The sequence below is a fragment of the Paenibacillus sp. PK1-4R genome, assembly GCF_030369595.1.
Classification (GTDB): domain Bacteria; phylum Bacillota; class Bacilli; order Paenibacillales; family Paenibacillaceae; genus Paenibacillus.
The window spans coordinates 1,054,405-1,080,688 of record NZ_CP126535.1; the positions used below are offsets into that span (position 1 = coordinate 1,054,405).

The following is a 26,284-nucleotide window of genomic DNA, read 5'->3' on the forward strand; positions in this document are numbered from 1 at the left end:
GATGGAAAGATGGGATTATCCGTGAGTTCAGAACCAACAGCCTCCAAGCTCTATGTAAAGGAAACCCAGTGTCCGTATTGCAGTGTGCAATGCAAGATGACTGTTGAAGAACTGGCTGCACCTGTTGCGGGCCAGCGTCGTGGTGAGTATACGGTTCAGGGTGTCCCGAATGAAGCCTCTCAGGGCAGGTTGTGTGTGAAGGGCATGAATGCTCATCAACATGCGCTTAGTGGTCAACGATTAATGCATCCGCTCATTCGTCGTAATGGCGAGCTTGAACCCTGTTCCTGGGAGGAGGCCATTCAGACCATCGCAGAGCGGGTTCAGGACTTGAAAGATTCATACGGGGCAGATACGGTCGGAGTATACGGAGGCGGATCTCTGACAAATGAAACAGCCTATCTGCTCGGCAAGTTTGCCAGAGTTGCATTGGGGACAAAATATATCGACTATAATGGACGGTTCTGCATGTCAGCTGCGGCTTCAGCTGGCAGTAAAGTATTCGGGATGGATCGTGGATTGACGTTCCGTCTGTCCGATATTCCCAAGGCGGGCTGCATTGTACTTGCAGGTACCAATATTGCAGAATGCCAACCTACCCTTCTGCCATACTTCAACCAAGCGAAGGAGAACGGAGCCTTCATTATTGTTATTGATCCACGCAAGACGGCAACCGCAGCCATTGCCGACCTTCATTTGCAGGTGAAACCTGGCATGGATGCTCTGCTGGCGGATAGCATGTTGAAGGTGATTATGGATGCCGGATTGGTTGACCCTCATTTTATAGGCGAACGAACGCATGGTTACGAGCAATTGATACAAGGGTTGGCTGATCTGCAACTCGAACAGGCGGCACAAGCGTGCGGGGTTGATCTGGCGCTGATTCGTCAGGCGGCGATGGCCTATGGTGAGGCGGAGACAGGCATGATCATGACAGCACGTGGTGTGGAGCAGCAGACGGATGGACATATGGCAGTGAGACACTTTTTGAACCTGGTGCTGGCGACTGGCAAAATTGGTAGAAAAGGCTGCGGATATGGTGCCATCACAGGTCAAGGCAATGGGCAGGGCGGACGGGAGCATGGGCAGAAGGCTGACCAGCTGCCGGGCTATCGATCCATTGAAAATGAAGCCGATCGTGCCTATGTGGCATCCGTCTGGGGTGTGGACCCTGCAAGTTTGCCAGGCAAAGGGGTATCTGCCTACGAGATGATGGAGAAGGTCCATGATCAGGAGATTCGGGCGTTGCTTGTAATGGGCTCCAACCCGGTCGTATCCAACCCCAATGTGCGTTTGGTGGAAGAAGGTCTGCGCAAGCTGGAATTTCTGATCGTGGCAGACATGTTTCTGTCCGAGACAGCGCGAATGGCTGATCTGGTTCTGCCGGTTACATCTTATATGGAGAATGAAGGTACATTGACCAATCTGGAGGGGCGTGTTCTGCTCCGTGAAAAGGGGCAGCCTGCGCCGGGAGAAACGCTCGATGATTGGGATATATTATGCCGGATTGCCGCACAATTGGGTAAAGCTTCTTATTTTGAATATGAAACTGCTGAGGATATCTTTAATGAGCTTCGGGTGGCGAGTCGTGGCGGAGTGGCTGATTACTATGGCATTACCTATGAGCGTTTGCGTAACGAGAAAGGGGTATACTGGCCGTGTTCTGCCCTGGAGGATCAGGGAGAAGGACTGCTGTTCGGTGAACGATTTGCTCACCCGGATGGCAAAGCGGCATTCACATTTGAATCCAGCCCGGGCTGGAATGATATATCTTCGGAGTTCCCCTTAATTCTCACCAATGGGCGTGTGCTGCCTCATTATCTTACAGGGGTGCAGACACATCGCAGTCCGGCACTGGCAGCTCGTGAATTGGAGAACTTTGTTGAACTTCACCCGGCTACCGCTGCCCGTTATCGTATTCACGATGGAGAGTGGGTAGAGATTCAATCGACGTACGGAAGCTTCACGGTTCGTTCGCGCATCAAGGATTCGATTCGGGAGGATACCTTGTTCGTGCCGATGCATTGGGGTGGCATTCAGAATGTGAATCGGGCCACCAGACCAGAGTTAGATCCGTTCTGCCGGATGCCTGGGTTCAAGACAGCAGCTGTAACCATTCGACCGTTGCGTCTGGCGAGATGATTCATGCAGGTTTCAGTTTATAAAGGTTCTCAGGCGACATAAACTGTTCTAATGGTAGCTTAGCGGCTGCGCAGTCCATATTTATATGAGACTGTGCAGCTTTTTTTGCGTATATGTACGCAAGTAGGCCATAGTTCCGTGGTTCCACGTAAACATGAGGATTGGCTCATGAATATGGATTGAATTTTAGTTATGATGTTTATTAGGGGTACATATGTACGTATTTTTGATTATATTTTGAGGCCGACAACAGTTTCGAGTTTAGGTTATTACGCATCATGGTATAGATATCGGGGCTTATGGAAGCTTCTTCAAATAGGGCAGGACATAGGGAGGGAACACGGTGAACATATGGATAACGGTAAAAAGTCTGGGTAAGCGCAAGCCGGCACTTGCCAAACAAGCTGCCGAACTTCCGGAAACAACCCATACGCTGAGGCAGCTCATTGAGAACATGGTGGCTCTGCAAGTGAAAGTCCTTCAGGACAAGAAGCAACAGGCAGAATTACTCGCCTTCCTCATGCCGGATGAGATTGAGACGCAGGGAGCGACGGGGAAAGTCGGGTTTGGCGCAGTATACAATGAGGGCGCTCCTGATCTGAATAGTGCGATGGAGACAGCTATAACCGCCTATGAGGATGGGTTGTACAAAGTGTTTCTCAACGATGAAGAATTGCAGGAACTGGACAATTCCGTGGTTATACAGGACGGCGACAACGTGGTGTTTGTTCGTTTTACAATGCTTGCCGGACGTCTGTGGTAGAGAACGATGAAGGAGGAGAACAGGATGAATCAGGAAGAACAAGTACAGGTGTATATGGATGAATTGCAGGATAGAGCCAAGTCGTTAAGAGGGGTACAGCTTGAGCTGGCAAACTATGTTGTGGAGATCGCCGGGTCTACGTATTTGCGTGGAGATGAAAAGATGTTTTTGAATACAGAAAAATTGCTTGGAAGGCTGGCTGCAGAAACGCAGCAACCATTATTCCAGCCACTATTGGATGTGCTCCAGCATCTGGCGAGCGAGTCATTGGTTGCACGATTCCGTTATATCGCTGAGCGTGCGACTCGTTTCCCATATAGTAACAACTATGAACGCCGACCTTTTCGCACATCCGATCCGGAGCAGCATGTAGCACAGGTCATCCGCAAACTGATGGGATTGTTCCGAATGGAGATGAAGAATTTCTCCCTGAGTGAATATGTTTCACTTCGTGAGTACAAGCTGGATTATCTGCATGAGATCCGTTGGGTTCTGGCGGATTGTATCGCATATGAACTGGATCATCAGGGCGGAGATATGAAGCAGGCATTGCACGATATTATCTATGGCGACAATCAGACGGCGCTGTTAACCCATGAAATGATCAAAGGCATATTCATGAGCGATCAGGCAGATGCCTATCAGATGGTGGGTGAGTTGCTCGTTGCAGCAAGGTTGCAGGAAGGGCTGCGCCAAAGCATTGTGGAGCGGATGGATGAAGGAACACTGGAAGCCTATATTTACATATTAAAAATCATCATCGACAACAACCTGATCCGTTTCAGTTCGGTGGTAAGAGCACTCGCCGTATGGACGGGAATTGGCATAGAAGCAGCCAATCAGCGTGTTGCTGCACAGCTGATTGAACAGGCGTATGAGGCGCTTGTGCAACCAGAAGTGCGCGAATCCTGGCAGCAGGAAGCGAACGCCAACAAGCTCTTTATCAGCCTGTGGGCGACAGCGGTCATTGAAGAGAATGAACTGACGAGCAAGATCATCGAGATTATGGATCAAGGCCAATTATATCAGAAGATTGTTGCCCAATACGTACTGGCTAACAGCCAGAACAGAGAGCTTCGTTTGCACATTGCACGTCGTTATCTGGAGGCGCAGGATACCGAGTTGATGCACTGGATTGTGACCAACTATGATGCCATGTATATGTACAACTGGAGTTTCGAGAATGGAGAGAATCAGCGTAGTGTCTACGTGTGGCCATTGCCTGCGCTTGAAGATAAGGCATTGAGACGTCAGGACTTTGATCAATTCAAACAGATGTTGGCTGTCATTCCAAAAGGCGGATCAGGTGGACCATCGGGTGTACTTGAGTATGTTCACTACCGGATTGATACAGATGATGTAGTGAAGAAAATGTTATATCTGGCCGCTTATGATATGGACCCGGAATGGATCGGCGAAGTCATCGCAATCAAGGACCGTTTGAGCCCAGAACTGCGCGGGGAACTGTTGTCCCAGTTTGTTCAGCATCCCGATAATGAGGTGCAAAGACAGTTTGTGTTTGAGAGTTTGTCTGATAAAAGCATCAGTAATCGGGAAAGTGCGCTCTCCAAGGCGAAGCAGCTCACGTTGACGGTTGAAGAGATGAAACAGATGGAGGCGCTGATGAAGCTCAAGACAGGCTCACTTCGTCAGAAGGTCATCCATGTATTGTTACTACAACCCGTGGATAAATTGACGGTTTCACTGAAGCGACTTTTGCAGGCCAAGAGTGAGTTGCAGCGTCTAGGCGCGCTCGAATTGTTGACCGAGATTGCGGCAGATCCGGATCGGGCAGATCAGCAGGAGCAATTGCAGCCATTGGCACAGCTGATTGAGACGCCAACCGCGAAGGAACAGAAGTTGCTCGACAAGCTGACGGATCAGGGGAGTCGCTATACGGCCGCTAATGGGTTTAATTTATTCGATCCGAAGCGACGTGAGCCATTGCTGGAAGAGAAGCGTGACCTCAAAGGCCACAGTCCGAAGGATATCTTTACACTTTCTCTGGATAAGACCAGACCATTCCTGCAGGGGCTCGATGAATTAGTGCATGAACACAGGGATCATGAGTATGAAGTGGAGTACTATGCTGGCTACAAAGACACGTTGTTAGTCGGAGCGAGTCTTCGCTCCAAGGTTCCGTATGGAGAGCGGAATGAAATGAAGCAGATGGAACAGTTCCCGCTACATGACATATGGGAAAACTTTATTCAACATGCTGGGTTTAGCAGTGTGGAACTGATGCAGCTATACATGGTTATACAGCTCCGGGATTTCAATGGCAAATTGAGTGACCATTACAGTTACTTCCATGATCAGTATGACTATGAAGAACTGCAAAAGATTCCGTTATTGGAAGGCTGGCGCAAGTCGTTTGCCGACCAGATCTATCCTCTGGATGACATCGAAAAGCTACAGCAGATGCTGGATTCGTTAACGTATAAGGATCAGGTAGTGGCACTGATATCGGCGGCATTTCTGGATAGCGATCCGATCGACACGTTTGAAATAGCTGAGAAAACCTGGGCCTCCATCATCGCGAGTATGCCTGCTGATCGACTCGAGAAAGAGTCAGGCATGCTTCATATTCTGACTGGACCTTGGAATTATGTGGTTCGTGGCAAAATCCATGACGATAACAGCTTCAAACGTTTCTTCCAGACAGCCTACCAGTTCGCCAGTCTTGTAGAAAATAGTCAACCGTTGTCCTTGCTGTCACTTGAAGATTTCCTGCGCGCGTACCAGCTGAACCTGATTGATGAACAGGAGATATATCGACAGGTTCTGGTCGGTGGGAATCGTCTGATGTTTATTCGGGACTTAACATCCACTCGTACAGAAGTGATCGCAAGTGATCCCAAGCTGATTCATTTACGGGATACGGTCGTTAATCGGATTCTGGAGATCGAGCTGACCCGGGGAGAACTCTCTACAGAAGTAAGTACACTTGCCATGAAACTGGAACGAATTGAAGGCATGGAACACTGGGTACATCTGGTCTCGGCGATGGATCAGGATACATTTGTCCGTGGATATATCTACAGTTATGGGGACAACACAACACGTAAAGAGACGTTTAGCTATCTAATTCAGAATTGTCATCCACGGGATGGAGAAGATGAGAAGCGTCTTGGAGAATTACTCCAGAAGTATCCGGTGAATGAGAAAAAATTGCTGGAAGCAGCTATGTACGCCCCGCAGTGGATGGAGATTGTTGCAAAACATCTGGGATGGGAAGGTCTCCGCAGTGCGGCATGGTACTTCCATGCCCATATCAATGAACGCTTTACTGCGGAGAAAGAAACCATCGTGGCCCACTATTCTCCAATTTCACCACAGGACTTTAATGAAGGTGCGTTTGATATCGCTTGGTTTGAAGAAGCCTATGCTGCTGTCGGGGAGGAACGGTTCAATCTGTTATACGATTGCGCCAAGTACATTTCCGGGGGAGCTAACCACCGCAGATCCCAATTGTTCGCAGATGCTGCACTGGGCAAGCTTCGATTGGACGATATGCGTGATTCCGTGTCAGACAAGCGAAACAAGGATCATTTGTTAACCTACAGCCTGATCCCATTCGCGGCTAATCGGGAACAGGATCTGCGTGAGCGATACGACTTCATTCAGAAGTTTCTGTTGCAGAGCAAACAATTCGGTGCACAACGCCGTGCCAGTGAAGGTGTGGCATCACAGATTGCACTGGGCAATCTCGCTCGTAATGCAGGTTATGCTGATGTTACGCGGCTGATGTGGGACATGGAAGCACGTAAGTTGGATGAGATGAAATCCTTCTTTGAACCTCATGCATTGGATGCTGACACGACAGCACAATTGGTCATTGATGAGGAAGGCCAACCCGAAATGGTTATCGTTAGCAAAGGCAAGACACTCAAATCTGTACCTGCCCGGTTCAAAAAAGATGGATATATCGCTGAACTGAAAGAGCTCAAATCGGATCTGGTGGATCAGTATCGCCGGGCACGACAGGAGCTGGAACGTTCGATGACTGCTGGAACATCCTTTACACGTGAGGAAATTGCCAGTCTGATGCAAAATCCGGTTATACATCCGCTGGTAAGAACGCTTATATTCCAGTCAGGTGACAAGACGGGACGATTCGATGTATCATCCAATGGTTTGGTTGCTCCTGGGCCGGAGGGTACGAACCATGCACTATCGGAACAGGATCAACTGTTGATTGCTCATCCGCTTCATCTGTATCAGAGCGGAAGCTGGAGTGAATTCCAGCGGGATCTGTTCACCCGTCAGGAGCGTCAGCCCTTCAAGCAGGTATTCCGTGAGCTGTATCTTCCTAACGAGGACGAATTGGCTAATGGTACGGTGTCTCGTCGATACGCCGGATATCAGATTCAACCGAAAAAAGCAGTAGCTCTGCTTAAAGGACGCCAATGGACTGTCAGTTATGAGGAAGGTCTGCAGAAGGTAAGTTACGAGCACAATCTGATTGCGAATCTCTATGCCATGGCAGATTGGTTCTCACCAGCAGATACGGAGGCACCTACCTTGGAGACGGTGCAGTTCTACGATCGTAAGAGCTACAAACCTGTAGCGCTGCAAGATGTGCCGCTGACGTTCTTCTCGGAAGTTATGCGTGATATCGATCTGGTGGTCAGCGTTGCACATGTGGGAGGCGTAGATCCGGAAGCCAGCCTGACAACAATCGAGATGCGTCACGTCATTGTGAACGAGTCGTTGCGTCTGCTGAAGATCGACAATGTACGTTTGGACGGGAATTACGCACGAATTGATGGTGAATTGGGTGAGTATGCTGTTCATCTGGGGAGTGGTAATGTGTTCAAACAAGCTACAGGTGCACTTCATATTGTTCCGGTGCACAGTCAGCATCGGGGTCGAATCTTCCTGCCATTCCTGGATGAAGATCCGAGAACAGCTGAGATTTTGTCCAAGGTGATGTTGCTCGCCGAAGATAAAAAGATCAAGGACCCGCAGATTCTTGCACAATTACAGAACTAGAAGTGATTGAACAGAAGTGAGCCGCCCCTCTTGGGGCGGTTTTTTATTTGCTACTCCGATTTTAATGTAACTTCGAATCTCAATATAACGAGTGTAGAACAAGAATCATGGACGGAAAGTGGACAATATGGAGCAATTCCAACATAAAGGCAGCTGAAGAACCTGTTAAAAGGGACCTAAGTTGCTTTTATATTTTTGGATATTTCAATGGACCGGATTGGTTCCGTTTTCAAATAGACTTAGGACCCAGAGTGTGTCGACATATTCCTTAATCTGATAATTAATTGCATTAATTGGTTTATCGGGAGTGGGTCGAACCGACTGTTTTTAAAAGTAAAGAATTTGTTCGAAAGTAGTTACGGAAATGTAAATAATTCGTTTTCTTGTTTTGTTATCTGAATTGTTAATATGGTGATTCCAAAGAACTAGGCTTGTTCTAATCGGTCATTTACCAAATTTAAGGGGATGTAATTCATGATCATGTCGGCTATCGTTAGGAAGCGAAATCTGCTGACTTGCTTGCAGGCTGCAGTTTCAGAAGCCATGTGCAGGACGACCTGAATGCTTGAAAGACTGGGATCAAGCCAGTTTGCATTCCCTTGTATACATGTATTCAATATGTGCACAAGAAAAATGATCAAGAGAGAAGGAGAGCTTACAACATGAACAGAAGACTCAATCTGATTTTCCTCAAACGATGGTTTATGTTATTAATCATCGTGGCGGTTGCGGCTATGCCGCTGCACGCCTTCGCCGCGGAGGCGGAATCTGGGGCCAATCGTCCTTGGATGAACAAATCCTTGTCTGCGGAGGAACGCACCGAGCTGCTGCTCAAGGAGATGACGCTGGAGGAGAAAGTTGGATTCGTAACCGGTAAAGTAAATAACTATTATGGTTTCTATAATGATGGATTGGAGCGCCTCGGCATTCCGGCATTACAGATGGCAGACGGACCTGCAGGGGTACGTGTGGCTAACCCGGATGTGCAGGACAAAAAGTCCACGGCACTGCCTGCACCCATCGCGCTTGCCGCTTCCTGGGATACCAATCTGGCCAAGAAATATGGCGATCTGATCGGTCAGGAAGCACATGATACAACACATAATGTAGTGCTTGGTCCTGGGCTTGATATTGCACGTACACCATGGGGTTCCCGGAACTTTGAATCGCTCGGGGAAGATCCATTGCTGGCTTCCGGCATGGGTGCAGCGTATGTGAACGGGATTCAAAGCAATCCGGTTATCGCTACAGCGAAGCACTACATCCTGAACAACCAGGAGACAGAGCGTTTTACCACCAATGCAACAGCCAGCGAACGTGCCATTCAGGAAGTCTATGCACGTCCATTCCAAGCGATGGTTGAAAAAGCGGATCTTGGTTCTGCAATGTGTTCATTTAACCAGGTGAACGGTACATACGCTTGTGAGAACAAGAAGATGCTGACCGATGTCCTCAAGGACCAGTTCGGCTTCGAAGGGTTCGTCATGAGTGACTACGGTGCAAACTTCAGCACAGCCAAATCCGCCAATGCGGGTCTGGATCTGGAGACACCTGGAGAGCCGTATGGCAAATGGGGAGACAAATTGCTGGAAGCCGTGAACAAAGGTGAAGTCAGCGAGCAAACCATTGATGAGAAGGTTAGACGTATTTTGCTTCAAATGTTCGATAAGGGGCTGTTCGATAACCCTGTAACGAATACACAAATCAATGCCAAGAAAGACGGCAAACAAGCACGTGAAATTGCAGAAGAGAGCATGGTTCTTTTGCAAAACAACGATAATGTACTGCCGCTGTCCAAGAAAAACGTGAAATCCATCGCTGTCATCGGACCGGATGCAGATAACGCATCTGCTGCTGGTGGAGGTAGCAGTCTCGTTAATCCGACGTATACGGTGAGCCCGCTTGAAGGGATTCGTAACCGTGCAGGAAACGGTGTAGATGTGCAATATGCAGCCGGAACCGATCCAATCTCGGCAGGAGATGCGTTTAACGGACCGTCCGCGGTACCATCCACGCTCTTGTCTCCAGCGGGTGTTAACGAAAGTGGTTCAGACAATGCGAAAAACGGACTGCATGCCGAATATTGGACGAACAAGGACATGGAGGGCAATCCTGAACTGGTCCGCACGGATAATCAGGTGAACATGAATCTTGGATTTTACAACTATGAAGGCTTCAATGCACAGTCGTCTAAACTTCCGGTGACGCCAACGAAGTTTAATAGCAAAATGTCCGCTCGTTGGACAGGTTCCATTACGGCACCGAAAACAGGTGATTACAAACTGTCTCTGACCAGTCTGGGTTCTGCAAAACTATACGTGGATGATCAGCTGCTGGTAGACAATCAAGGTGCGACACTGAGCACTACAAAGAAAGAAATCACGCTTAAAGAAGGCGAGTCTCACAACATTCGGATTGAATATCGTACAGATTTCCCGGTACAAACCAGTCATGATATGGGAGCTCAGGTTCGTTTCGGCTGGGAAGCTCCAGAAGATGCTGTTGATGCCAAGATGCAAAAAGCAGTTGAGTTGGCGAAAAAATCCGATGTTGCCGTTGTGGTAACTCGCACGTATGACAGTGAAGGTTACGTAGACCGTTCCGACCTGGAACTGCCGAATAACCAGGAGCAGCTGATCCGCAAGGTAGCGGCAGCCAATCCAAAAACGATCGTGGTTCAAATGAGTGGTCGCGCTGTTGAAATGGATTCCTGGCAAAAAGAAGTGCCATCCATCGTTCAGGCTTGGTATGCAGGTCAGGAACAAGGTAATGCAGTGGCACGTGTTCTGTTCGGCGATGTGAATCCATCCGGTAAGTTGCCGGTGACGTTCCCATCAGATGATTCCCAAACTCCGGTATCCACTGCGGAACAATTCCCGGGTGTGAATGGGGTGGGCAACTACTCCGAAGGTATCTTTGTAGGGTATAAAGGATATGACAAAGAAGGCATGACACCGGCGTTTGCCTTTGGACACGGACTGTCTTATACCGATTTTAATTATCGTAATCTGCATGTGAAAAACACAGGCAAAGGCGACAAAGCAACCGTAGAAGTATCCCTGAACTTACGTAACACCGGTAAAGTTGCCGGTGCGGAAGTTGTACAGGTCTATGTCGGCAACCTGCCAACCAAAGTTGAAACGCCAGAGAAGCAGCTTGCTGGCTGGGCGAAGGTTGATCTGAAAGCAGGCAAGCAGCAACGGGTCAACATTCAACTGGATCGCAGCGCATTGTCCTACTGGGATGAAACATCGCATGAATGGGTAATGCCTAAGGGTAAAGTCCAATTGTATGTTGGCAGTGCATCGGATGATATCCGTCTGACAGGCAGTGTGAATATCGGAAGCAAGTCCGGTAAATAAAATTGCAATCAGGGAGATTGGAAGGTTGTTCTCCCAGTGAAGTTATTCCGTTAAATGCAGTTTGTTCTACTTCATATAGATTAGGAAAATGAGTCGTGGCCTAGTGGCCGCGGCTTTTTCCACAATGGAAGGAGAGTGAAACGTGATGAATATAGGCTGGCGAGAGCATCCCAAACGATGGATAATCCTATTGATTGCTGTTTGTTGTGTCGGTATAGGAATCTGGCTTATCTTCACCCGAAGTGAACAACCCGCTCCGCCACCGGTTGCGGACAAGCAGAGAGCGGTCGAAGTCTGGTTAACCACGGGAGATCGGAAAAATCTGCTTACACCACAGAAGCCCATTCCAATTACAGATCACCATGATGCTGACCCAAGTTCTTCAGTTTTTTCAACGCAGGAGTCAGACACATCTTCGTCGGATTTCACCATACAGATTGACCCGGACAAGACGTATCAGACCATGGATGGATTCGGCGCAGCGATGACGGGTTCGTCGGTACATCTGATTAATCAGCTTCCAGAGGAGCAGCAAGAACAACTACTCAAGGAGATGTTCTCGACGGAAGGGCTAAACATGGATATGGTACGTCATACGATTGGTGCCTCCGATTATTCGGTAGATGAATCAGGCGCGGCTTCAAGTTATACCTATGATGATATAGAGTCCTGCACGGACTATGAGATGGAACACTTTTCGATCGAAAAGGATCAGGAAGTCGTGAATATGCTGAAGCGTGTAGCTAGTTTGAAACCGGATCTTAACGTACTGGGCACACCGTGGACGGCCCCGGCCTGGATGAAGTATGGGGAGAAGACCACTAACGGTTGGTATCTGGATTACAACGATCCCCAGGTGTATGAAGCGTACGCAAGCTATTTTGTGAAGTATATCAAAGCTTATCAGGCAAAGGGCATTCCCATCTACGGGATCACGTTGCAAAATGAACCGGGGTTCACCTCGGATAAATATCCGAGTATGAGTATGGGATCCGAAGAACAAGCGATGTTCATTCGCGATTATCTCGGCCCGGCGCTACAGGATGCAGAACTGGACACGCGAATCATCGCGTATGATCATAACTGGGATCAGGCGGTTGAATATACCGGTAAGGTACTTGGTGATGAGCAGGCTGCTGTATATATTGATGGATCTGCTTTTCACTGTTATGCAGGTGATCCATCTGCCATGTCGGAAGTGCATGAGCGCTTCCCGGACAAAAATATCTATTTTACCGAATGTAGTGGTGGGGAGTGGAGTCCTGATTTTGGCGAGAATCTGAGCTGGCAGATGTCCAATCTCATCATTGGTGCACCTCGCAACTGGGCGAAAAATGTACTGCTCTGGAACATCGTACTCGATCCGCAAGGTGGACCCACGAACGGTGGCTGTGAGAACTGTCGTGGGGTTGTGACGATTGACCCGGAGCGTGATGAAATCATTAGAAATGTCGAGTATTATGCGTTAGGCCACATCAGCAGTTATGTACGTCCGGGAGCTGTAAGGATAGACTCCACGCAAGAACAGGGCCAGATCGAAAACGTAGCCTTCCGTAATCCGGATGGAACGATGGTGCTGGTTGCAGCTAACACGGGTGAGGCAGAAGTTTCCTTTGATGTAGTTATGGGCGGAGATTCGTTTCGATATGTACTGTCTTCCCAATCGGCAGTTACCTTCCGTTGGAAACCAAAAATGGGGTAGAACGTTAACTCAAGTTTGGCAATTATGGGTACAGATTGAATGATGGACATGGTAAAATAAACGAAGAGTTATTTCAAATTTGATCTATCAAACAAGTCCGATCCCAGGATCGGGCTTTTACATAACCTTTTACTTTTAATAGAAAAGGAGAATACGTTGGACATGTTAGTCGTTGCATATCGGGAACAGGATCATGACAAGTTGGTCGAGATCTGGGAGAGTGCTGTTCGGGCAACACATACGTTTTTGGAAGAGCATCACATTCAGTTCTATAAAAAAGTGGTGAGTGATGTGTTGCAGCACAGGCAAGTCGAGGTTTGGGAAGCGCTGAATACAGAGCAACAACCCGTAGGTTTTATTGGTTTGGATGATAACTTTATCGAAATGTTGTTTGTAGATCCGAGTCAACACGGACAGGGTCTGGGACGTCTGCTCATAGACTATACCTTCAAAATCAAAGGCCGTCACCTCAAGGTGGATGTTAATGAGCAGAATACTGGAGCAGCCCGATTCTATGAAAAAATGGGATTTGTACAGACAGGTCGTTCCGAATTGGACGGTTCCGGTAATCCGTTTCCGCTGTTGCATCTGGAGATCCAACAGGAACAGGCTGAGAGATTGTCGTAATGGATAGACCATGAGTTATAAATGACCAGGATGAGGAGTGGCAGGATGACACAGATCAAGGTGACACCGGAACAACTGGAGACGGTCAGTGGGCAGTTCGCTCAGGCACATCAGCAATTATCGGGATTCATGTCCACATTGGACGGCAAGATGAGTGTCATGCGCAGCAATTGGGATGGGATGGAACGGGAACGTTTCTATAACGATTATTCAACGGCTCAAGGCACGATGAAATCTGTTCTGGAACTGGTTCTGTCCATTCAGTCGGAGCTTAAGAAGATTGCCGAGCGTTTCCGCACGACAGATGAAGAGGCGGTGAGCCAGGCAATCATGACGGCGCTGACCGCAGCGCGGGCGCTATCAACCATGGGCAAAAATAAAGGCGATGATCTGGACAAAACGCCAGGTCCACCAAAGAACATGGATGAATGGGCTGAGAAGGATGCCGAGAAATACCAAAACTATGAGGAAATGCTGAAGAAAGCCAAAGAGATGGGGGACGAAGAACTGGCGCAGCAGATTCAGGCCAGCATGAACATCATTCGGCTTCAGTATGAAGATGTAATCTATCAGACTGACCCCAATACGGGCAAGACGGTGAAAATTACCGAGGATTCCATCGTAGGTACGTATCAGGTGAAAAGCGACAAGGGCGAAACGACCACCATCAGTCTGGATAAACAGGGCAATGTGGTGGACTATACCAAAGATACGGAAAAGTATAAGTATTCGGAGCAAACGCACACCACCAGTCAAGGCGAGCATCTCTTTGGCAAAGCAGCACAAACGGCTACAGCCTACGGCATTGGTCTGTTGCTGACAAGCAAGACGGGCTCTGCCTTCACGGAACATGCGACAGGACTAGGTTCATCCTTCGTCGCGGACAAATTCCTGTTCTCCGTGCCGGAGGAAGGCGAGACACGTACGATGATCTACCGTACCAATAAGGAAACGGGCAAAATGGAAAATATGATCGTGGTCACGCGTGGCGACAACGATATTGAATATACTCCGTGGCGGGATTACTTCTAAGCCACGGATGAGGTTGGCAAGCGAGCAACGCAGGGGTACCGGGTTGTGGCCTGCTTGCCGACCCACCGCATGGAGCCATGTGGTTGTGTATCACATGGCTATGCGTGTGGAGGGCAGGCAGCTTATCCGTGAGCCTGCCCATAGAGAAACACCCCGGCAACCTTCTCCCTGAGATGGGAAGGTTGCCGGGGTGTTTATAGTTTTGCTTACCGATTCGCCACGGTCAATGGACCGGGCTGGAAGGGACTCTTTTTTTGCCAGAGATTAATGTGTCTCTTCATCCAGAAACGGTTTGTTCACCGCATAATACATAAAGCCCATCAGCAGCACACCACCCACCAGATTACCCAAGGTCACGGGAACCAGGTTGTGAAGCACACCTTCAAATGAGATCGTTCCCGGATGGTTCAGCACAAGTGCAATCGCGAATGTACACATATTGGCGATGCTGTGCTCGTATCCCGAGATGAAGAAGCAGAACACAAAGAGCATCATGGCGAACATTTTGGCTCCATTCTCCTTCATGAACATCGGGACAAAGAACGCCATACATACAAGCCAGTTACACAGGATTCCCCGGAAAAAGAGCTGCATGGTCGGAACTTCCATTTTGTGTTCCACCACGCTTAGCAGAAAACCGTTCACCTGGGACGAGTCGAACAATCCGGTCAGGTAGATTAACAAGGCAAACACGGCTGCGCCCATCAGGTTACCGCTATAACTCGCAATCCACAGCTTGATCACTTCGAACCAGCGCAGTTTCTTGCGCAGCGCCGCATACGTGTAATAAAACGTATTGCCCGTGAACAGGTCACCCCCGCCGTAGGCGATCAGGATGATGGCCGCGCCAAACGTAATTGCTGCCATCGGATAGGTAAACGGGGACTGCTCCATATAAAAGAAGTTACCTGTCTTAAACGCCACGATGACGCCGAATCCGATAAACATACTGGCCAGCATGGAGCGTGCAAGGTACCTGATTAAGCTTTGTTTGTAAATCTTGTGTTTCTTCAAAGCTAGTTGTTCCACGTTGCGTAAAGCTTCCGTTTCCATAATTATCCTCCAATAGCTAAGTTGAATGATTGCATTAACTTACAAATCTCACCAAGTTCCTTTTATTATAACGATTTTTGAGATAGTAACACGCTTTTTCAGAAAAAGAATATCTTTAACCAGTTTAAGTTATTTTGGATGAATACGTATAATATGGGTTTATATTATTTACACTTTTTGATTAGTTATTTGCACATTTTTCTTATGCCAAAACCCAAAAATTTATATAGAACAATGTATTCCCATGTTAAGCGAAATCAGTGTGGATTCCTTCTGTATAAGCTCCTTTGATCTGGAATTTTTTCTAGTTATTTTGTTCAGAAATTGTTCAGAGAAACTTGATAAACTATGTGCCGAAAACGAGTTTTATTGGGAGGAACAAATATGAATCAGGATTGGAAGAAAGTGTTTCTGACTTCACTTGTAGTAGGCATGTTGTGGGGAACTCAATTTGTCAACGCAGCAGAGCAAACTGGAGAATCAACAGACTCCATATCGTCGGTATTTACAGATCAGACCGATATTCGCTCGACCTCTCTTCAGGCCGTAAAGGAAGCAGTAGAGAAAGGATTAATTTCAGGTTATCCAGATGGATCATTTCACCCAGGCCAGCCTTTGACTCGAAGAGAAATGGCCGTGTTACTGGCCAAAGCATCACAATTAGAGATTGATAAGACTTCCAACACTGGACTTAAACATTCAGATTGGGCGACTCCTTATATTGAAGCAATTCGTCAAAAGGGATGGATGACTGGAGATGCAACAGGCAATTTCCGTGCTAACGATCCGATTCGTCGGGAAGAGCTTGCTTCCATTTTGGTAAGAGTGACAGGAACACAAGGAGCAAAAGGAGGACAACAACAGACGCTTGCAGATGAATCCAAGGTGAGTGGCTGGGCTAAAGAACAGGTACATACTGCGTTGAAATTGGGGCTATTGGATTCAAATGAGGGGAAATTTGAATCCAGAGCTCTGGTACAACGACAAGATATAGCGAAGGTTCTCGTAGATGTTTTCCAGACGGGTAAACGAACAGCTTCTTTGACTGCATTGGACGGAGATGTTGCCTATATGGATGGACGTCCTTTTGTGATCAGTCAGGAATTGCAAAGAATTTTGAATGATGAGAACAAAGAAGCATTGCAGAACGCAGTAATTACTTATGATGCACGTACACGTAACCTGTCTGCCTTATCAGAAATCCAGATTACCCAAGCAGGCACGCTTCAAAATTACGTGACATTGAATTTGGTCGGTACCTCCTATCCAGGTGTGGTTACAGTCTCTTCAAATCACGTTGCTCTGAAAGCTGATACCTTGTCCAAGGTTGTATTAAAACCAGGTGTAAGTGCTATAACGATTGATGGTGATATCGATGCGGTAACTGTAGATACGACTGACAAAGTCACTGTTCTTGGAAGTGGGACGTGGAAGGAAGTTGTGTTGAAAAACGTGAAATCCATTATTCAATTACCAACAAGTGTGAAAACGAATACAGTTATTCTTCCAAAGGGCGGCGTAACCTCACAGATCATTCGCAGTGCACCGCCACTGACCACACCATCCAGCAATACAGGGACAAGCAACTCCAATTCTGGCTCAGGATCTTCAACACCAGCTCCTACACCGACTCCCACGCCGACACCAACTCCAGAACCTGAGCCGCCGGTTATTGTACCTCCGTCTCCTCAGAATCAACCGCCTGTTGTTCAGTCTAGCATTTCTGACATGATGGTATATCTCGGAGATGGCATGCAAGAGATTGATCTCGGTGCTGTATTTACTGATGCGGATGAGGATGAGCTGAGCTATGAGATTACGGAGATCGATTCTAACATCGCTACAGCGAATATTCAGGGTTCAAAATTAAAAATTATGGCCACTGCTACAGGCCAAACAACGGTTACGGTGAAAGCTGCAGATGGAAAAGGAGGAAGTGTATCGGCTTCATTCACTTATGTGGTCAAACCGGTCTTAATTCCACCACCATTTCCACCTTTACCGCCATTTCCGCCAATCATCATTCCACAACCACCAATCAACCATGCTCCTGAAGTGGTAAAAACACTGCCAACTGTTGGAGTTGAACTGGGTACCGTGAGTAAGACGGTTGATTTGACTAATGTGTTCACAGATATGGATGGCGACATTCTAACGTATACAGCACAATCTTCTGATCCAGCTGTGGTAGAAGTGAGTGTCCAAGGAAATATATTGACTTTAGATCTCAAGAACGGTATTGGTTCCGCAACCGTTACCGTTAAGGCTACTGATCCCGCTGGTAAAGATGTTGAGACGACATTTACGGTTAAGGTGGAGGACCCGGATGCAGGAAAGGGCCTGTTTATTTCCGAGGTAGTCTGGGGAGAAGACACTACTCAGGCGATCGAACTGTATAATCCAACGTCCAAACCAATTGAACTCAGTCAGTTTGAAATTAAACGTAGTGATATAGACGATCCGATTACGTTTGCTTCTGGAACTATCATTGCACCTTATAAAACGATGGTCATTGCCGATGACTCTACAGATTTCCCGATTAATGAGGACGAGATTTATTATATGTCCTTTAATTTTGATATTGATCAACCCCAAGACATCACTTTGATACTCTATCAGATTAGCGATGGAGAACCTATGGATACAGCCATCTTGAAGCCTGCGCAATCTTTAACAAGAATGTCAGGTAATGTTCATGGTGATGCAAATTATGACGGGGCACGGTGGATCCAACAAGGAGAGAACTATTACAACGGTCTGGGTAACTACACATCCTCACCGTCCAATCCTTAATTTTTGAAATATCCCACATCATGAAGGAGAACCTCTATGCCAACAATAAGAAGGACTGTGCAGCTCGCTTTGATTGCGTTGCTTCTTTCCAACACTGTACCCGTATCTGCACAACATGATAAGTCAGAGGCACAGACTATGTCTGTGTCTGACATATCCTCAGCTCATCATAACAATAGTAAGTTAAACGATGTTATGAATAGGGCTGTATCCATGGGATTCATCAAGGGAGATCCAGATGGAAACGTTCGTGCAGCTGATCCAATCACCCGTCAGGAACTGGCAGTTGTTCTTGCTCAAGCTCTGGGTCTCACACTGGACAAGTCAGTCTCAGCATCTTTTACGGATGTGAAATCTACTAGCTGGTCAGCACCTTCCATTCAGGCGGTCAAGAAGGCGGGGATTTTGCAAGGAGATGCAACAGGGCGTTTCCGTCCACAGGCCCAGATCACTGGACAGGAACTGGTGACAGTCCTGGTAAGAGCCACAGCTTTGGCTAAACAAGAAGTTCAGGGAGATCCCCTTCCTTCAGATTGGAAAGGAGCGAGTACGTGGGCTGCTCCATATATTCGAACTGCTGAGAAGGATGAACTTCTAAGCGAATATCAGGGAGAGAATAAAGTTAAACAAGGGCTTGTTCGGGGCGAAGCCATAGGCATGCTGCTCTCGGCCATGTTCCCGGAAACCCGCTTGTCTGTCATTCAGTCAATCGAAGGAAAGCAGATTCAGATCAACGGTGTTATCTATCAGATCTCTGAACAAGTGGCAGGTCTTCTGAATAATCGTAATAAGGCTGTACTGGCTCAGGCTGGAATACAGTTCAAGAGTCGAAATCATACGCTCACTGAAATTAACGGGTTGGAAATTAGAACAGGTGGTCAAGAGGGGGGGCCCAGGAAAAGCTGAATTTAGCGGCAATCTGCTATTGGATGGCGGAGACGCTGTAATTCATGGGGATCTAACCACGAAAGCAGACTTTGTTTCAGTGGAAGGACTTACAGTCAAGGGCAAGCTGACGATTGCCCCCGAGGTGAAGCATGATTTTTATGCCAAAAATATCAATGTGGCACAGTCTGTCTTCGTTTATGGCGGCGATAGTAATACGGTTGTATTTGAAAATTCCATTCTCAATACTGTGGGTGTAGATAAAAGCGATGTACATGTTGCACTAACAGGGAATACCCGTACTCAAGAAGTTAACGTTAGATCAGACAGTATGATTGATATCGAGAAAACGGCTAATCTCTCGATATTAAATATTCTCGAAGGTGCAAGCAAAGTGGAGCTACAAGGAGCCATTGAGACGGTCCATGTGAATACATCCAAATATCTGCAACTTAACGGTAACGTCACTTTACAGCAACTCCATGTGGATGGGACAGGCGTTGTCAACATTAATGCAGCAGGCACCATTCAGCAGCTTCAAGTGAATAACCCTTCCACGCAGATTAATGTGGCGGGGAATGTGAAAGTTTCAGATATTTCCTTGGCTGCCGGAGTCTCGTCTTCAGTTGTGAGTGGAAATACAGGAACGGCATCTTCCAATACGGTATCTCCTTCGTCAGGGGGAGCGAGTGGGGGGAGTGGAGGCGAAACATCTCCTGTTGTTGCTAATCGTGCTCCTGAACTTCTGAAACCATTTGAAAGTCGCAAGTATACGCAGAATGGACAGGGAGCAACGTTAAACCTAAACAACTATGTGACTGATCCGGATGGTGACTTGGTAACTTATACGGTCAGTTCATCCAAATCTGCCGTTGCAAAGGTTATCCTTAATGGATCGCAATTAGATATTGTTCCCTTGGGGGATGGCACGGCTACCATAACGGTGACTTCCAATGATGGTCGTGGTAAAAGGCTGAGATCCACATTCGAAGTCTACGTGAATAGACCTCCTATTGCATCGCCAATTCCTGATCAGGAATTGATAGCTGAGTCAGGTAGCAAGGATGTGGATCTCATGGTCTATGTTATGGATGATGAGAAATATGAATCGGAATTGCTATACAGTGTAACGAACAGTGCTCCGGAAATCGTGGGCACAGAAATCGTAAAATCGAACTATGCTGAATCTGTATTAAGGTTAACGCCTAAAAAGGCGGGGGAAGTTGTTCTTAAAATTAAGGTGGATGATGGGCAAATTGCAGATGATGGCAGTACGGGAATTACTGAACTCGACATGAAAGTTGTTGTTCTGCCACCACTCAATCGTGCGCCTGTCGGCGAAGCTCCAGCGAAAATAGAGGTATACCTGGGGGATGAGATCCCTGTAGTGAAATTGAACGAGGTATATACTGATCCAGATGGGGATCCTTTGACGTATACAGCGACTTCATCCAATCCAGACGGGGTAACAGTAGAGGAGAATACGGGTGAATTGAAGTTAACATCACTTCAAAATGGGACGTATACGATATCTTATACAGTGAATGACGGTAACGGAGGAATCACTGAGGATTTCTTTATCATCGATATCCTACTAGTGCCAAATCATAATCCGGTAGGAAATTCACCAGGATGGGTTGAAGCATACTTGGGTTTCCTGACAGATCCTATCCCCTCGGTGGACTTAAATGATTATTATACAGATCCGGATGGTGACCCACTCACATTCAGTGCATACTCCTCTAATCCTGATTTAATTGTTGAGGAGGAATCGGGTGTACTGAGCTTTACCGCTCTAAAATTTGGAGAATACATCATTTATTATTCGGTAGAGGATGGAAAAGGTGGTTCCATTTCAACCGCATTTCAGATAAGGGTTAATCCTAAGCCTAATGCTTCTCCGGTGCTTACTCAGAATCTGCCTGCTCAAACGTTGTTTGTAGGCAAGGAAGATGCGGTCATTAATCTCTCGGAATATTTTAATGATCCCGATGGAGATGCATTAGAGTTTCATACACCACTTGATTTCAACAATCTCCTGATCGCAGAGATGGTTATTCAAGAAAACAAGCTGATTATTCATCCGAGACAGGTTGGTAAATTCCAAGCTAACATCAAAGCAAAAGATATGTATGGAAAAGAAGCGACAGCCTATATTGATATTGAAGTTCTTGAATCTGGAAATATCAGTTCAATTCCGGATCAAACGGTAACATGGCCTTGGTCTGCTCTGAATCTTGATCTGACGTCGTACCTGATGAATTTTGATACAGCCACGTTAACAGTGGATGCTTCCTCAGCAGATACCAATATTGCGACAGTCTCTGCCAATGGTTCACAGATAGCTGTTGCTCCAGTTGCTGAAGGGAATACAACAGTGACGTTGACGGTATATGACCAGAAAGGGCGTAGCGAACAAGCGTCCTTTGGCCTGGCTATACAAGGCGAGCCTGCTGGCCCTAACTTGCCCCCTGAGGTAGTAAGTAGCATTTACGAACAAGTTTTAACACCTAATGTAACGAATGAGCGCACGTTTGACCTAAGTCAACTATTCAGTGATCCCGATGGAGATGCGTTGCAATTCACGATAAGCAACAGCTCAAATGAAGCGGTGAATGCAAGCATTAATGGTAACCAGATCATACTAAAACCGGGGACTGGGAATGTAGTTGCTCCTTTAACCATAACAGCGAAGGATGGAAAAGGTGGACAGGTAAATTACACCTTCAACGTTCGGACTGCTTCTCTGGTTAACGGTGGTGTCATGCAGATCAACACGAAGTCCGGTGTCATAGATCCTCTGATTCTTACAGCGTCCAATTGGTTCCCTGGGCAGACGAGTTTTAAAGTTTATAGCGGTACACCAGATTCAACGTTTACAGGGCCGGATACGATTAATTCTTCCCAGATCCCTTTGAGTGTATCTCCATTATTATTCTGGATCATAGGGAATGACGGTAGGGCCGTGGTCGTTCAGGTGAACTCGAAAAATCAGGGCACGTCAGAGTTGTTCTTCTCTCAGTATGCAGATGCAGGGAATGGACGCAGTGTTGTTCAACTTTATTACACAGGTGACGGTGATCCGTCACATAAAGCAACCGGGTATCAATTGGAAGTTCATCAGTGGTTGAAAAAGACATCCACAATGAAAGTGACAACCAAAAACATATTAGATGTTACTTCGGGGTTACCTTATTTAAACATCAATTATACTTTTTACGATTTTTTCGATATAACGCCAGCTTGGTACTACAATGATGAGTTGGAATTGTATAATCCGAATGAGTATAACGTCGTTGCTTTGGTTCTCAAAAAGGATGGACGAATTGTAGATGTGTTAGGTGATCCAACTTCACATGACCAATTCATGCCTGCTGGCGGGACGTTTATCCGAAAACGCGGGATATATACAGGTTCACAACAGTTCTCATTAACCGGTGAATGGAATGAGTTCCCTCATGGAACTTTACAGTACGTGGGTAATCATACACCGTAGACTTGTATTTGCTACAATGGCGTTTAGTTTAACAGATAGTGTGATTCAATAAAGAATAAATCAAGAATCCTCCATGCTCCCAACGTGAGCATGGAGGATTTTTATTTAACAGGATATGGATACATGCAGGATCTGAGAATCTCGATCTTGTGTTCTTGCGTTCGTTCACGCGGTGCTGATTCTTCTGCATAAAAACGTCCCAGCTTGGCGCGCATGAAACGCTCTGCATATTCGCTCATTAATGATCGCTTCCTTGTTTCGAATGGAGTACCCGCATTGCAGAAGAGCCAAAATCAGGATCGGATTGAAGCGATTCTAACGCGGATGTTGCACCATTAACTTGTTGATGTGCAACAAGAATAGCAAAGGCAGCTCCTCTGACTAATATGTAGGCATTTCCCTCCAGCACTTCCTGAGCCAATTGGATCTCGGCTTCTGTGACGGGCAGTAGAGCGAGAGTTTGCAAGACGTAATTCTGTACATCCTCATCTTCTTCTGAGTCACGAACAAGTTGCGCCGCAGCATGAAGGATTTCACCCAGAAGAGCAGAGGAGCCTGCCATGCCTAAAGCTCGCCATGCTTCGATACGGATGAGATCTTCTTCATGTGTATCCATGCCAATAGCGAGAACTTGCTGAGTAAGGTGAATATCGGTTAGTTCGATCAGATCACGAAGTGCTTGTAGTTTTTCTTCTCCGCTAATTTCGTTAAAATCAGGGTGTTCATTGTTGTTACTATGATTTAAATCAGACATGTCAGACATATCCTACCGTTCACCTCCAGAGTTATATTATGGCTTGGGCGGAAGAATGATTGGACGGGCAGCCAAGGCTTCTTCCACAATCTGTTCAGGCGTCAGGTCTCGATCATCCCAGAAAATCAAATTGCTGATTTCCGCATGTGGAACCTGCTGCTGTAGCTCCGTCAACATGTCATCCAACTCGGCTTCCGTTCCTTCAGAGTCCATCAGTTTGCGAACCAATTCTACCAAATGTAATTGATTGTCCATATCGATACCTCCTGAATGATTTATATCATGAACCAACTAGTCTTTCATGGGTTGATTCAATGGATCATATATAATGAGCACCGGAAAAAATTTGGGCTCAAGCATCAGACTAATGCGTTGTTCGTCTTGATCAGTATAAGAAATGAAATAGTTCCCGAAATGAGACTCGTAGTTGAAGTCTTGGAATTGAAAGGAATGTTCGGGATATTTTATCTTCACATATAACGTAGTAACTCCTCGGGCTAAGGTTTCTTTTAACATAGGAATTTGGGCCACAATGATAGTAGCAATAAGAACAATTAGTATACGTTTAGCGAGACGGGTCAGATGGATTCACCCCATTATCGTAAATCAATTTTCAATAATTCATGAAAGCCCATCTCAAAATAGATGTCACTCCATAAGGATAGCCAGATTACCAAATTGCTCGCCTTTTTCCATACGTTCGAATGCTTTCACTGCGTCTTGCAACGGATATACCCCATCAATGACAGGATGTATGTCATGTTGCTCCACCCATTGCAGCATCTGGATAAACTCCTCACGGCTGCCCATAGAGGTGCCGATTAGACTGATCTGCGGGAAAAAGATAGAGCGAATTGGTACGGTCAGATCATCCCCCGAACTTGCACCATACATCACGATACATCCACCTGGTCTGATTATATCAAAATATTTTGGGAACATGGCTTGTCCGATGCTATCCAAGATGATATCTACAGGTTCCAGATCGTTCTGCAAACGCCAATCGGCATGACTATCCAGTGCATGGGTAGCACCCAAGCGCAGTGCCTCATTTCTTTTGGCTTCACTTCTGGAGGTGACGGTCACCGTGGCACCAGCCGCTACTGCCATGAGCAGGGCATAGGTCGCTACACCACCGCCAATACCGGGAATGAGGATGTGTTCACCTATCTTCAATACGCCGCGAGTGAATAAAGCGCGATAGGCCGTCAGCGCTGAAAGGGGCAGCACGCCAGCTTCCTCCCAGGATAGGTGGGCTGGCTTAGGCAGGGCATTTTCAGCAGGTAATGTTATATATTGAGCCAGCGTTCCATCCGTAGGGCCACCAACAATATCGGGTACGGTCGGCACTTCAGATGAATATTCCCAACCGAGTGTAGGATGGATAATGACTTCATCTCCTAGCGCGAACCCTCTTACGCTTTCGCCAATCGCTACGATAATACCTGCTCCATCGGAACCGGGAATGAGCGGGGTGTCCTGGGTTTCGCGTCCTGCCATGATGAATAGATCTCGATGGTTGATTCCAGCGGATTTTAATTGAATCTGCACTTCCCCGGCTTCTGGTGCCCGAGAGATTGAATCTGTATATTGAAGACCTGCAAGGCCGCTCTGGCCCGAATGGATAATAGCTTTCATGTTTAATATTCCTCCTGTCTGTGTAGCCAGATTTCACTACTGAGCCTCATTGTACAGACGGAGCAGATTCACGTAAAATGAACAAAAATGATTGTCAGTATCATTGAAAATAATAGATAAGCATTTTGCATGAATCGGATGATGCAGAATGCCGATATAACGACGAGCAGGTGATGAGGGTATGGATGCAGGTGATTTGAAAATATTTCAGGCGGTTGCCCGCGAAGGTAGTATCAGTAAAGCTGCACTCTCACTTAATTATGTGCAGTCCAATGTAACAACACGGATTAAACAGTTGGAGACTCAACTGCAAGTACCGCTATTTCATCGTTCCAATCGGGGGATGTCGCTTACACCAGCAGGCGAGAACCTGCTTGGGTATGCGGATAGAATATTGGAATTATTATATGAAGCAGAGCATGCCACACAAGGGGGTAACCCACCAGCTGGCATGCTTCGTCTAGGTGCCATAGAGACAGCAGCCTCCACTTTTCTGACGCCGCTTTTGGCTGAATATACTTCATGCTACCCAGAAGTACAACATTCGCTTGTCACGGGTGGGACCCATGAACTGAACCAGAAGGTCATCCAACATGAATTGCATGGAGCCTTAATATATGGCCCGATTGATCATCCTGAGCTGAAATATATGAAGATGTATGACGAAGAATTGGTGTTGATCGCTGAACCTGGAGTACATGAGATGTACACGTTATTGTCCAAGCCGATGTTGTTTTTTGAGATCGGATGCACACATCGCGATCAGGCGGAATCTTTTTTGAAAGATCAGGGTATTCACACGCTTAACATCATGGAATATGGAACACTAGACACGATTCTGAATGGTGTATCTGCCGGGCTCGGTGTATCATTGCTGCCACGTTCTTCGGTTACCAAAGCAGAATCAAGAGGTGAGATTGCAGTGTTATCTTTGCCTGATCCTTATTGTCGGTTGGAAGTAGGATTTGTGTATTCCCGTGGTGAACATATATCTAGTGCGCTCAACGCTTTGGTTGAGATTATTACAGAACCAGAACTATAA

General features: G+C 46.8%; 16 protein-coding genes. 11 read left to right on the top strand and 5 right to left on the bottom strand.

Features of this window, described 5'->3' with window-relative positions; genetic code table 11:
* The first annotated feature begins 9 nt into the window (after positions 1 to 9).
* From nasC to QNO02_RS04450, 7 genes are all read left to right on the top strand, one after another.
* Positions 10 to 2,142 carry an assimilatory nitrate reductase catalytic subunit NasC gene (nasC, locus tag QNO02_RS04420; protein WP_289391213.1) on the top strand — a complete coding sequence of 711 codons (2,133 nt, stop codon included), beginning with the start codon at positions 10 to 12 and terminating at the stop codon, positions 2,140 to 2,142.
* 343 nt (positions 2,143 to 2,485) lie between these two features.
* Positions 2,486 to 2,905, top strand: coding sequence for a hypothetical protein (locus QNO02_RS04425; RefSeq protein WP_091034653.1), 420 nt, complete (start codon positions 2,486 to 2,488; stop codon positions 2,903 to 2,905).
* Between the two features lie 24 nt (positions 2,906 to 2,929).
* Entirely contained in the window at positions 2,930 to 7,900 is a 4,971-nt protein-coding gene (locus QNO02_RS04430; protein ID WP_289391214.1) for a DUF4132 domain-containing protein, read from the top strand.
* A 662-nt stretch (positions 7,901 to 8,562) separates the two neighbouring features.
* Entirely contained in the window at positions 8,563 to 11,262 is a 2,700-nt protein-coding gene (locus QNO02_RS04435) for a beta-glucosidase (protein ID WP_289391215.1), read from the top strand.
* 145 nt (positions 11,263 to 11,407) lie between these two features.
* Positions 11,408 to 12,964: a glycoside hydrolase family 30 protein gene (locus QNO02_RS04440; RefSeq protein WP_289391216.1), complete on the top strand. Its 1,557-nt coding sequence runs from the start codon at positions 11,408 to 11,410 to the stop codon at positions 12,962 to 12,964.
* A gap of 162 nt (positions 12,965 to 13,126) precedes the next feature.
* Positions 13,127 to 13,591: an acetyltransferase gene (locus QNO02_RS04445; protein ID WP_502921854.1), complete on the top strand. Its 465-nt coding sequence runs from the start codon at positions 13,127 to 13,129 to the stop codon at positions 13,589 to 13,591.
* A gap of 45 nt (positions 13,592 to 13,636) precedes the next feature.
* Positions 13,637 to 14,623 carry a WXG100 family type VII secretion target gene (locus tag QNO02_RS04450; RefSeq protein ID WP_133386474.1) on the top strand — a complete coding sequence of 329 codons (987 nt, stop codon included), beginning with the start codon at positions 13,637 to 13,639 and terminating at the stop codon, positions 14,621 to 14,623.
* Positions 14,624 to 14,887: 264 nt separating this feature from the next.
* Here the strand turns inward: QNO02_RS04450 and QNO02_RS04455 are convergent, their stop codons facing one another.
* Positions 14,888 to 15,676, bottom strand: coding sequence for a formate/nitrite transporter family protein (locus QNO02_RS04455; protein WP_017690511.1), 789 nt, complete (start codon positions 15,674 to 15,676; stop codon positions 14,888 to 14,890).
* 384 nt (positions 15,677 to 16,060) lie between these two features.
* On the opposite strand from QNO02_RS04455, the gene QNO02_RS04460 reads away from it, so the two are divergent.
* The 3 genes from QNO02_RS04460 to QNO02_RS04470 are packed head-to-tail and all read left to right on the top strand — an operon-like array spanning position 16,061 to position 22,850.
* A complete protein-coding gene (locus QNO02_RS04460) occupies positions 16,061 to 18,469 on the top strand; it encodes an S-layer homology domain-containing protein (RefSeq protein WP_289391218.1) in 2,409 nt (802 codons plus the stop codon).
* Positions 18,470 to 18,505: 36 nt separating this feature from the next.
* The gene (locus QNO02_RS04465) at positions 18,506 to 19,375 is read left to right on the top strand and encodes an S-layer homology domain-containing protein (protein ID WP_289391219.1); all 870 of its coding nucleotides are present in this window, start codon (positions 18,506 to 18,508) and stop codon (positions 19,373 to 19,375) included.
* Positions 19,344 to 22,850: an Ig-like domain-containing protein gene (locus QNO02_RS04470; RefSeq protein ID WP_289391220.1), complete on the top strand. Its 3,507-nt coding sequence runs from the start codon at positions 19,344 to 19,346 to the stop codon at positions 22,848 to 22,850. Before QNO02_RS04465 ends, QNO02_RS04470 begins: the two co-directional genes overlap by 32 nt.
* Before the next feature lie 101 nt (positions 22,851 to 22,951).
* Here QNO02_RS04470 and QNO02_RS04475 read toward each other — a convergent pair whose 3' ends face one another.
* From QNO02_RS04475 to QNO02_RS04490, 4 genes are all read right to left on the bottom strand, one after another.
* On the bottom strand, positions 22,952 to 23,089 hold the full coding sequence (locus QNO02_RS04475) for a hypothetical protein (RefSeq protein ID WP_165980344.1): 138 nt from the start codon (positions 23,087 to 23,089) through the stop codon (positions 22,952 to 22,954).
* Positions 23,089 to 23,604: an RNA-binding protein gene (locus tag QNO02_RS04480; RefSeq protein ID WP_289391221.1), complete on the bottom strand. Its 516-nt coding sequence runs from the start codon at positions 23,602 to 23,604 to the stop codon at positions 23,089 to 23,091. The genes QNO02_RS04475 and QNO02_RS04480 overlap by 1 nt, the downstream gene beginning before the upstream one ends.
* A 36-nt stretch (positions 23,605 to 23,640) precedes the next feature.
* The gene (locus QNO02_RS04485) at positions 23,641 to 23,859 is read right to left on the bottom strand and encodes a bacteriocin immunity protein (RefSeq protein ID WP_289391222.1); all 219 of its coding nucleotides are present in this window, start codon (positions 23,857 to 23,859) and stop codon (positions 23,641 to 23,643) included.
* Positions 23,860 to 24,252: 393 nt separating this feature from the next.
* Positions 24,253 to 25,242, bottom strand: coding sequence for a quinone oxidoreductase family protein (locus QNO02_RS04490; RefSeq protein WP_289391223.1), 990 nt, complete (start codon positions 25,240 to 25,242; stop codon positions 24,253 to 24,255).
* Positions 25,243 to 25,423: 181 nt separating this feature from the next.
* On the opposite strand from QNO02_RS04490, the gene QNO02_RS04495 reads away from it, so the two are divergent.
* Positions 25,424 to 26,284, top strand: coding sequence for a LysR family transcriptional regulator (locus QNO02_RS04495; RefSeq protein WP_289391224.1), 861 nt, complete (start codon positions 25,424 to 25,426; stop codon positions 26,282 to 26,284).